General features: G+C 26.7%; 10 protein-coding genes and 1 other annotated feature. Of the genes, 9 read left to right on the top strand and 1 reads right to left on the bottom strand.

Annotated elements, in window-relative coordinates; genetic code table 11:
• Positions 1-240: 240 nt before the first annotated feature.
• Positions 241-2,478: an RNA polymerase recycling motor HelD gene (gene helD, locus BN899_RS08455; RefSeq protein ID WP_042274614.1), complete on the top strand. Its 2,238-nt coding sequence runs from the start codon at positions 241-243 to the stop codon at positions 2,476-2,478.
• 107 nt (positions 2,479-2,585) lie between these two features.
• On the opposite strand, the gene BN899_RS08450 is transcribed toward helD, so the two are convergent.
• Entirely contained in the window at positions 2,586-3,374 is a 789-nt protein-coding gene (locus BN899_RS08450; protein ID WP_042274612.1) for a CPBP family intramembrane glutamic endopeptidase, read from the bottom strand.
• Positions 3,375-3,564: 190 nt separating this feature from the next.
• Between BN899_RS08450 and BN899_RS08445 the strand changes: the two genes are divergently transcribed.
• From BN899_RS08445 to BN899_RS08410, 8 genes are all read left to right on the top strand, one after another.
• Positions 3,565-4,386, top strand: coding sequence for a class I SAM-dependent methyltransferase (locus BN899_RS08445; RefSeq protein WP_042274611.1), 822 nt, complete (start codon positions 3,565-3,567; stop codon positions 4,384-4,386).
• A complete protein-coding gene (locus BN899_RS08440; RefSeq protein WP_042274609.1) occupies positions 4,380-5,000 on the top strand; it encodes a class I SAM-dependent methyltransferase in 621 nt (206 codons plus the stop codon). The genes BN899_RS08445 and BN899_RS08440 overlap by 7 nt, the downstream gene beginning before the upstream one ends.
• 72 nt (positions 5,001-5,072) lie before the next feature.
• Positions 5,073-6,383 (top strand): S41 family peptidase, encoded by a 1,311-nt coding sequence (locus BN899_RS08435; RefSeq protein ID WP_042274607.1) that lies wholly within the window; start codon positions 5,073-5,075, stop codon positions 6,381-6,383.
• Positions 6,384-6,528: 145 nt separating this feature from the next.
• Positions 6,529-6,771: a binding site (T-box leader), on the top strand.
• 70 nt (positions 6,772-6,841) lie between these two features.
• Positions 6,842-8,011: a MalY/PatB family protein gene (locus BN899_RS08430; RefSeq protein ID WP_042274606.1), complete on the top strand. Its 1,170-nt coding sequence runs from the start codon at positions 6,842-6,844 to the stop codon at positions 8,009-8,011.
• A 30-nt stretch (positions 8,012-8,041) separates the two neighbouring features.
• Positions 8,042-9,457, top strand: a complete 1,416-nt coding sequence (gene nhaC / locus BN899_RS08425; RefSeq protein WP_042274604.1) for a Na+/H+ antiporter NhaC — start codon at positions 8,042-8,044, stop codon at positions 9,455-9,457.
• A 53-nt stretch (positions 9,458-9,510) separates the two neighbouring features.
• Positions 9,511-9,783 carry a hypothetical protein gene (locus tag BN899_RS08420; RefSeq protein WP_042274601.1) on the top strand — a complete coding sequence of 91 codons (273 nt, stop codon included), beginning with the start codon at positions 9,511-9,513 and terminating at the stop codon, positions 9,781-9,783.
• 216 nt (positions 9,784-9,999) lie between these two features.
• Positions 10,000-10,542, top strand: a complete 543-nt coding sequence (locus BN899_RS08415) for a hypothetical protein (protein WP_042274599.1) — start codon at positions 10,000-10,002, stop codon at positions 10,540-10,542.
• Positions 10,543-10,595: 53 nt separating this feature from the next.
• On the top strand, positions 10,596-11,189 hold the full coding sequence (locus BN899_RS08410; protein WP_042274597.1) for a WD40/YVTN/BNR-like repeat-containing protein: 594 nt from the start codon (positions 10,596-10,598) through the stop codon (positions 11,187-11,189).
• The last annotated feature ends 162 nt before the right edge of the window (positions 11,190-11,351 follow it).

Raw genomic sequence — 11,351 nt, 5'->3', positions numbered from 1 at the left:
ATTTAATTTATTTAGTAATAGTATAAACCCTTGGAAATACTAATATTGACAAGTCAAAATGTGACAACAATTAAAATAGTTTAATCTACATTTTCATGGTCAGAGAGTGTCTTATTTCTCTCCCACTGTAATTATACCATAAGTAATTTTTTTTTAAAAGACTGGGAATATACCTCCATTTCTATATAATTGATAGAGTGAATTAAACAAGTTAATTTATATAATAAAGGAGGATATACGATGAGTCTAAATAATTATGAATGGAATCTCGAAAATGAGTGGTTGCAAAAAGTTCTTAAAGAGGCTAAAAGACAACTTGATGAAAAACGTGATGCTAAAGGTAAGTTAGAAAAAGAGGCTAGAGAAACACAAAGAGAACTATGGAATGACTTAGGATCTATTTCTATAGAAAATGGATTAGACCAACTTTCAGACTTCATGTCATTTATGGATACTATGAAAAATCAGAAAAGAAGCCATGAATTTACTAAAAAACTTGAAGAAAAGTATGAAAAAATGCTTGAATCTCCTTATTTCGGTCGAATTGACTTTGTTGAAGAAAATGAAGATTTTACTCAAAAGTGTTATATTGGGTTATCAAATCTTATTGATGAAGATTATGATTTTCTTGTATATGACTGGAGAGCATCTATTTCAAGTATGTTTTATGACTATGAAACTGGCCTTGCAAGCTATGAATGTCCAGAAGGTATAATCTCTGGAGAAATTACTGGTAAAAGACAATACAAAATCAATGACTCAAAAATTGAGTATATGTTTGATAGTAATTTAAGTATTGATGATGAAATGCTACAAGAGATTTTGAGTAAAAACTCTGATGATAAAATGAAAGGTATAGTTACAACTATTCAAAGAGAGCAAAATAAAGTAATTCGTAATGAAGATTGTAAACATCTAATTGTTCAAGGAGCTGCGGGAAGTGGTAAAACTTCTGTAGCACTTCATAGAATTGCATATTTACTATATAAACACAAAGATAGGATAACACCTCAAAATATAATAATATTTTCTCCAAATAATATTTTTAATGACTATATTTCAAATGTATTACCTCAACTTGGTGAGGATAATATGTATCAAACAACATTTAAAGACTACATGCATAAAGAGTTAAGTAACGAATTTAAGAAAGAGACTTCTTCAGAGATGATGGAATATATACTTGATTCTAATGAAAAATTAACATATAAAGATAGAATTAAAAACATAAAGTTTAAGACATCAGTAGAGTTTATGAATATTTTAAAACAATATATAAATGACTTAGAAACAATATCTAGAGACTTTGAAGATATTATTATAAGAGGTGAATTAATAATTTCATCACAAGATATACAAAAGTTATTTATAAATGATTATTCAAAGTTACCAGTTAAAAGAAGACTTCAAAAAATAAAATCAAGAATAATGTTTCTTGTTGAGCCATATGAAAAAGCTTGGATTGATGAAGTATATCAAGAACTTGACGAGTCTGGAGAGTTTATAGATAAAGAAGAAATGGTAGAGAAAAGCACTTCTATTGTAAAAGAAAATTTACAAGAGATATATGCTAAAATTTCACAAATGACAGAGTTTAATTTAATTAAGATTTATAAAAAACTATTTAAAAATTTAAGTACGATTTCAAGTAAGATAAATATTGAATATGATAAGAATTTTATAGATCATATAAAGAATTATACAATAGATAACTTAAATGCAAAGATTCTTTATTATGAAGATCAAGTTGCACTTTTATACTTAAAGGTTGCACTTGGGGACATTTTAAATACATCACAAATTAAATATGTAATTATAGATGAGGCACAAGACTACACACCACTACAATATGAAATATTTTATCAACTTTTTAAGTCTGCCAATATGACTATATTAGGAGATATAAATCAATCAATTAATCCATTTATGAACGTTGGAAATTATAATAATATTTATAATATATCAAAGAATGACACTTGCATAATAAACCTAACTAAAAGTTATCGTTCAACAATGGAAATTACTAAATTTTCAAGAAATATTCTAAATGAAAATGTAAGTGATGAATATGTTGAAAGACATGGTGATGAGCCTAATGTTATTGGTTTTACAGATAAAAATTATATGAATAAAAAGCTTATTAAAGATATAAAGGATTACAAGACAAAGAATTATAAATCTATTGCTATTATTACAAAAACAGCACGTGAAGCTAAAAATGTATATAGTTTGTTAAAAGAAAATGATATCGATGTAGTATCTATAACAAAAGATGATGATGATTATATAAATGGCGTATTAGTAATACCTTCATATCTAGCTAAAGGTCTTGAATTTGACGTAGTTTTTATATATGATGCAAGTAATAAAAATTATAATAGTGAAGATGAAAGGTTACTATTTTACACTTGTTGTACAAGAGCTCTTCACGTGTTAAATATATATTATTTAGGTGAAATTACTTCTTTATTAAAATAAATATTCAGGTTATAACTCATATTGAACCTTATTATGAATTATAAAAATAAACAAAGAGGCTAATTAATTTAAATAGCCTCTTTGCTTATTTTTAGTATATAAATGATTTAAAATAGTATAGGTAAAAATAATAATTGCATAAATATATGTGAAAACATATGAGATATAATAGAATATTCAAAGCCTTTTTTCCAATATATATATCCAAATAGTATTCCTGCGAAAGCATTCATAAATATAATTCTAAAAAGTACAATAGACGTTACATTAAAGCTTAAATAAGCTGCAGGTAAATGCCCTAGAGCAAATACTAAACCTGATATTATTATAGAAATCCAGTAAAAACTTTGAGGTATATCTTGCTTATCTTTTTTTCTTGCAAATATTTTATATAATATAAAAGTAACTAGTGACATAAAGAATAATCTTAGCATGATTTCTTCAACTATCCCACCATACACTATCCCAGATAATAAATATAAAGGTGAAAATGTAGAAGTTGAGTTAGCTATTTCTGGAATTAATTTAGCAAATACGAATTTTTCAGATAAAGTGATTACTGCTGCATTTATAAATCCAAATAATATTGCTAGTTTAGCACTACCTAAGTTGAATTTATACTTTTTTTCAGTGAATATAGTTTGTAATAATCCTTTGTTTAAGTTTGTTGCTCTAGATAGTTTTAATCCTAAGAATCCTAAAATAAGTCCATATAATAGGGCACTTTGAATTGTAAATATACTTATGAAAATTTCGTTAGGCATTCCCTGAAGTTGCTCAGGGCTTAAAAGTGGAAGTTGATATAATCCTGTCAATAGTCCTCCTAATCCTGCTAAAATCATAAATATAAAACTTACCTTTAAATCATTTTTATTTAGTATTTTTTTATCCAACATACTCATATCCCCTTTAGAGTTTAATTTTATACTTGTTATATATAATATATAACAGATATAAAAGATGTGCAACTATTTTTAATTATTTTGAATTAAAATGTTTTGGAAACTATTGAATAATTAACATCTTATTTTTATAGCATAAATACTATATTATATACTACTATTTAATTAATAAATTAAAAGGTTGGTGGTAGTTATAAATATTTTTGAAGAATTAAAAAAGTATTACGAAGACTACGATGAAGATAGCAGATTAATAAAAGATAAGGCTCATAATGTTGAGTTTATTACAACAGTTAATTATTTAGATAAGTACATTAAAAATGATAATAAGATATTAGAAGTTGGAGCAGGGACTGGTAGATACTCTTTTTACTATAGTGAAAAAGGGATTAATGTGACAGCTTTAGAGTTATGTGAAAAGCATGTAGAAATAATGAAAGACAAATCTAGTTCTAATGAAAGTAATATAGAGATAATTCAAGGAAATGTATTAGATTTAAGCATGTTTAATGATAATACATTTGATGTGATTTTGTGTTTAGGACCTTTATATCACCTTACAACAGAAAAGGATAGAGATACTTGTATAAAAGAGTGTTTAAGAGTACTAAAACCTAAAGGTATATTAGCTGTATCATATACAAATAGGCTTTCTCAATTTATAAAGATGGTGCATCGAAATAAAGATAATATAAATGATATGGAGCTTAAAAGAGTAGTAGAACATGGCTGTGAGTTTGGTGATTCAAGAGATGTTTTTTATTTTTCAAATTATAATGAAATTGAAGCTTTAATGAGTTCTAATTCAATAAATAAGTTGCATCATTTAGGTACTGATGGAGTATCTGATTTACTTAGAAATGAAGTTAATCAATTTGATGATAAAGAATTTGATTTATGGATTAAATACCATTTAGATACTTGTGAAGATAGAAGTATTATAGGATATAGTATGCATGGTTTATATATAGGGAGTAAACTTGAAAAGGAGTGGATAAAATGCTAGATAATATTGGGTTTGATATATGGTCAAAAGAGTATGATAAAAGTGTGGAAAAAGGTTCTAATGAATATCCATTTGATGGATATTATAGCGTGCTAAGTTATGTATACAATTTAATTAAAAATAAAGAAGAGATTAACGTGCTTGATATAGGGTTTGGAACTGGACTACTAACAAATAAATTATATTCAGAGAGAGCAAATATTTGCGGTATAGATTTTTCACAAGGTATGATTGATATTGCGCAGGAAAAAATGCCAAATGGAAAGTTTATAAAATGGGATTTTAACTTAGGTATACCTTCTCAACTAGAAAAAGAAAAGTTTGATTATATTATATCTTCTTATGCAATTCATCATTTGGATAATGATAAAAAAGTTGAGTTTGTAAGTAATTTAAAAGATTTATTAAATGAAAATGGTAAAATAATAATTGCTGATATTGCATTTAAGACAGAAGGTGAATTGATTAATTGCAAAGATATAAATAGCAATAAGTGGGATGAAGATGAAATATACATGGTTGAAGAAAAAATTGTACCACAATTATTTAATAAAGGCATTCATTCAACATACACACAAATTTCTTCATGTGCAGGAATTTTAGAAATCCATTAGAAGCCTTAGTGCGCATATTTTATTTTATGGACTAAAGATTAGTAATTAAAAAGAATTATGTGGAGGATATTTATGAAAAAAATAATTTTTATTATTTTTATATTCTCAGCAATTGTTTTATCTGGATGTAGCATATCCATTGATGGAGAGAAAACACTAGAAAATAAAAAATGGATAGAAGACATCGACTATATGGATGAAAATCTAAGAATAAAACATCCTGATCTATTTAGATACATATCAGAAGAAACATGGAATAAAAATCTACAAAAACTCAAATCAGAGGTTAAAAAACTATCAGATATTAGCATTTCTTTGGCAATATCACAGATTATATCGTCAATAAATGATGGACACACAAGCACAGATATATTAAATTTACTTACACCTATAGGTAAGGAAAAAATAACCCTTGGGGAAATATTTGAATTTCCAATTAGATTTGAATACTTTGAAGATGAATTAAGAGCTGTAAAGTGTGATAGACAGTATAAAGAAATATTAGGATATAAATTATTATCTATAAATAATATACCCACAGATGAAGTAATAAAAAAAGTATCAACTCTTATTAGTTATGACAATGACCAATTTGCAAAGGAAAGAGCAAAAGAATACATGCCAACATATGAATACCTAAAGTTTTTAAAAATAGTTGATAGTGATGAAGCACAATATGTATTTGAAAATGATAAGAAAGAAGAAATAACATTAAAAGTAAAAGCTATAAAAAATGATGATGTAGATTATATAAACTTAGATAAGAAAGAGTCTAAAATAAATGAAAAAATAGAGGAACAAAATGATTTTTACTGGTTTAAAGAATTTAAAGAAGATAACTTGCTATATTTTAAATATAATAAAATTTTTACAAATCAGGGAGCAAATATTGATAAAGAAAATGCGTCTAATTATCCAAACTACTATGACTTTCACTATAAACTTATAGATAAGATAAATAACAATAAATTTGAAAAGCTTGTTATAGATTTAAGAGATAATCTTGGAGGAAAGCTGTCACTTGTTGATTTTCTTACACATGAATTAAAATATAAAATTAATTTAAAAGGCGAAGATATATTTGTTATAACAGGGAAAAAAACAGGCTCAGCAGCTGTTATTTTAGCATTTAAATTACAAAGTGAATTAGGTGCAGCTGTAGTGGGTGAAGAAACTGGTGGAAATGTAAATATGTTTGGTACTGAAGGTGAGTTTATAACATTACCAAATTCTAAGCTAATGATTAAACATCCTTGTAGCAGTATAAATCTTAAAGAAGATCATGTTGGAGGAGTTAAACCAGATATAGCGATAAAGCAAACTTATGAAAATTATTTAAATGGAATAGATGATTGTTATGATTATATAAAAAATTTAAAATAAGCTATGAAGTCGTTGAAATACCATGATTATATAACACTTAGAATAATTTAATTAAATTTTTCATTAAAAAAATATTAAAAAAAAGATTGACTTTTAAAATATATAATATTATGATTTATATAAATCCATACCAAATTAGTAGGTTATAAATGCATTGAAAAAGTAAAGTAGCATTTTGGAAAATCACAGAGAGGAAAACATTGGTGAGAGTTTTCTATTTAGAAGGAATGTGAAGTGCACTTTGGAGCAGAAGCTCGAATTAACAGTAGAGTTCTCCGGGATCACCCGTTATAGTGATTAGGCATGTTAGTGCTGGAATTTTCGAGTGTAGATATATTTTTTTTATATCTGAATTAGAGTGGAACCGCGAGTATACCTCGTCTCTATTATATTAGAGACGGGGTTTTTTGTATTTAAAAACTAATTTTAAAGTTGATTATATAGGAGGTAATTTAATTATGAAATTTAATTTTGATGAGGTAATAGACAGAAGCAATAACTTTTCAGCAAAATGGTTGGAGATGGATAAAAAATATGGAACTAATGAGCTTTTACCTATGTGGGTTGCTGATATGGATTTTAAGACAGCACCTTGTATAATAGATGCTCTTAAGAGTAGATTAGAACAAGAAATTTACGGTTATACAACTAGACCAGATTCTTACAATGAGTCAATTGTAAATTGGATTTCTAAAAGATATAACTGGAATATAAAAAGTGAATGGTTAATTTATAGCCCTGGTGTTATACCGACTATAAGTTTAATAATTCAAGAAATGACTAACAAAAATGATAAAATCATGATTCAAGAACCTGTATATAGTCCTTTTAATAGTGTTGTTAAGGACAATGAAAGAGAGCTAGTTATAAGTCCATTAAAAAAATTAGAAGATGGAAGTTATGTTATGGATTATGAAGATATTGAATCTAAAATCAAAGATGTTAAATTATTTATTCTTTGCAATCCTCACAATCCAGTTGGTAGAGTTTGGACAAAAGAAGAATTAAAAAAATTAGGTGACATTTGTATTAAACACAATGTAAAAGTTATTTCAGATGAAATACACAGCGATATAATTTTTAAAGATTATAATCATACACCTTTTGCTTCAATAAGTGAAGAATTTGCTCAAAATAGTATTACTTGTATGGCACCTACTAAGACTTTTAATATAGCAGGTTTACAAATGTCATATGTAATACTTCCAAATACAGATGATTACAAAGCACTAGACTTTGCATTTGCTAGAATTGATATAAGAAGAAATAATGCATTTAGCTTAGTTGCTACAGAAGCAGCATACAACCATGGTGAAGATTGGTTAGAAGAACTACTTGAATACTTAGAAGGTAATATGGATTTTGCTATAAATTACATCAAAGAAAATATACCTTCTCTTAAAGTTAAAAAGCCTGAAGGAACTTATTTATTATGGGTAGACTTTAGTGAATTAGGATTAAATGATGATGAACTTAATAGACTTCTAGTTGAAAAAGGTAGAGTTGCTTTAAACAATGGTTCATCTTTTGGGGTTGGAGGTCACAATTACCAAAGAATAAACCTAGCTTGTCCTAGATCAATGGTTAAAGAAGCTTTAGAAAGAATTAAAAAAGCTATTTCAAAATAAATATATTGAAAATCGAAAGGAGATAAAATCATGAGTGAAAATATAGAAAAAAGAAAACCTACATTTAAATTTGCAATGTTAGTAATGATTGCTATTATAAGTTTAACTACATTTGGTATGGTTGTATTTAAAGCATCTATAACTACAATGTTTTTATTATCTTGGCTAATAGTAGTGCCTGCTGCTATGAGCTTAGGATACACTAATAGTGAAATAGAGGAATTTGGATTTGAAGTTGGAAAGAGTGCTTTTCAATCTAACATAATTATACTTTCTGTTGGAGTTTTAATTGCCACTTGGATTGCAGGTGGAACAATACCAACAGTAGTTTACAGTGGACTTACAATAATAACACCTAAGTACTTTTTACTTACAGCATTAATATTATGTTCTCTTACATCATTAGCTACTGGAACTTCTTGGGGTACTTTAGGAACTTCTGGTATAGCACTAATGAGTATTGGTAATAGTATGGGAATTCCTGCTGGTCTTACAGCTGGTGCTATAATATCAGGTGCATTTTTTGGAGATAAGATGTCTCCATTATCAGACTCTACAAATCTAGCTGCTGCTATTTGTAAAACTGATGTAATAACACATATGAAGCATATGATGTTTACAACTGTTCCAGCTTATCTAATATGTATAGTTTTATATACAGTTATAGGATTAAAATATGCTAACAATGCTATAGATTATAATCAAATAAATCAAATAAAAGAAGTATTAAGTTCTACGTTTAATATTGGAGTTGTATCTTTAATTCCTATAATATTTTTACTTGTATTATTATTACTTCAAAAGCCACCTATAGTTTCTATATTATCATCGGCTGTTTTAGGAGGTTTTATAGCGGTAGTTCAAGAAGGTCAAAAAGTTGGAGATTTATTAAACTATGCTCTTAATGGTTACTCTATAGAAACTGGAATTACTTATGCAGATAAGCTATTAAATCGTGGTGGCATAATGAGTATGGCTGAAACGGTGCTATTAGTATTTATAGTATTTATAGTAGCTGGAATACTACAAAAAACAGGATTTTTAGAAGTATTATTAAAGCCTATGATAGATAGAATTGGTAATTCTAGAGCTAAATTAGTTGGATCTACATTTGTTGCTAGTTATTTTGCAAATGCATTTAGTTCTTCTATGATGTTTACATCTGTATTTGTTGGGACTGTAATGTCTCCTTTATATAAAGAATTTAAATTAAAACCAGAAAACCTATCTAGAATAATAGAAGATACTGCTACATTAGGAGGACCATTAATACCATGGAACTCTAATGCAATATTTTCTAGCCAGACGTTGGGAGTTAGTCCGCTTGAGTTTATACCGTATTGTTTCTTAAATTGGATAACTCCAATAATATCATTTATATATGGTGTTACTGGAATTACAATGAAAGCTTATGAAGAACAGGAATTAAAAAATACAACTATCTAAAATAGTGTAAATACACATTGTTTTTAAGTGTTATAAGATAAGGAGTAATTTATATGGAATTTCATTATTATTATTTAATACAAGATTTTTTAGGAGTTTTATTATGTTTTTTAGGTATTAGAATGGTTTATTTATGTTTAAGAATAATTTATATAGAAAGTTTATCAAAAAACTCAATATTATTTTTAATTAAGTACAGTTTATTTATACTAGCAGGAGCTATTCTATTATTTAATAATTTTGAACTTAAACCGTGGATTTTAAGTATGATTCTAATTATTACTTCTGCTATTATTACACTAAAACATAATAAATTAAGCAGTTAAATATATCTGGGTATAAGTAGGGCAAACCTACCTATACCCAGTTTTTATTTAAAAATTTATAATAAAAAATAAATTTTTTAAAACGTTTTATATAAAATAAAGGTCTAATAATAAAAGGTATCTATAAATTAGGCTGAATAAATAATGTAAAAAAACTCAAATTAATTATAAGAGTCTAACTTAAGAAAGTGAAATTTTAGATAAGAGGATGTAAAAATGAATAAAAAGAAAAGATTTATAATAATGGGGATAATTATATTTGCTGTAATACTAATATCAATTCCTTTATATTTTAATTACCAAAAGAAACAAATGAATAAACTAATTGATATTACTAATAAATTTTTTGAAGAATACGTAAAAGAAAGTAAAGAGTCTTACACTAAAAATAATATGAATGCTACATATAAACCAACAGAAATAATAATAATAGCAGGGGATAAAAATGAATTCTTAGCTAAAGTATATTTTGAAATTGACATTGATGTAGATGGTGAGAGGGATTACACTTCAACAGAGCGTACAATGAGAATCAAAAAAAATGATAATAATGAGTATAAGATAGTTGATGAAGGTAATAGCGCTACTATAGATGGATTAAAATTAGTAAATTACTCAAATAAAGATAAAGATAAGGAATTATTAAATAAAACAAAAGAAGAGCTGGATACATCAGAGCATAAAAAAGTAGCAGGAATATATTATTCAATAGAACCAGATGGAATAAAATTAAGTTATGATAAAAAGAAACGTGGGTAGATGTACCTATTCCAAATGAATATGCAATATCAAATTATTCTAAGGAGAATAGTATGCATTTAAAGAAAAATACTTATTATATATCACGTAAGAAAATAGCATTTATATCTACAAATGAATCAGATATATTAATAACTATTAGTAATAATAAGGGTAAATCTTGGAATAAAGTAGTTTTACAAAATGCTTATCAAGGTGGAGAGCTATTTATAGGATTTAGTTCAAATGATGTTGGGTATTATGCAATGACTACTGATACTGCTATGGGTAAGCAGTATAATTATATATATGTAACTAAAGATGGCGGAAGGTCATGGAATGAAATAGGTAATACCAATGAAGTTTACTCTCGTGTAGTTACAGGAATAGGATTTTTAGATGATAAGATAGGATTTGTTGGATTTAGATATGAAAGTGAAAATAATCCTACAGTATATAGAACGGATAATGCTGGAGTTACTTGGGAAAAGTTAGAGATACATCTTCCTTATGAGTATGTTTCTGATTATGCGACACCGCTCACACCTAAGTTTAAAAATGATAAAGGAATTTTACCTGTTAAGCTTAGAGATAATAATAAGACTATTTATTTTGTAAGTAATGATAAAGGTAAGACGTGGGAATATAGCTCTAATATTAATGGGTAGATTATAAAGATTAATTCGTAATCTAACAAGTCTTTGCTATAAAATTGTGTGATAAATAAGCAATAAAAGCCTAATGTAGAGTATAAGTATAAATGTTATTAGAGTAATATAGTTCACAATCTTATTATATTGCGAAGTATGAGGTAGGAGCTGATGCTCCTA

It is taken from the genome of Faecalimicrobium dakarense (assembly GCF_000499525.1).
GTDB classification, from domain to species: Bacteria; Bacillota; Clostridia; order Peptostreptococcales; family Peptostreptococcaceae; genus Faecalimicrobium; species Faecalimicrobium dakarense.
This window is presented reverse-complemented; position numbering and strand designations above follow the sequence as displayed.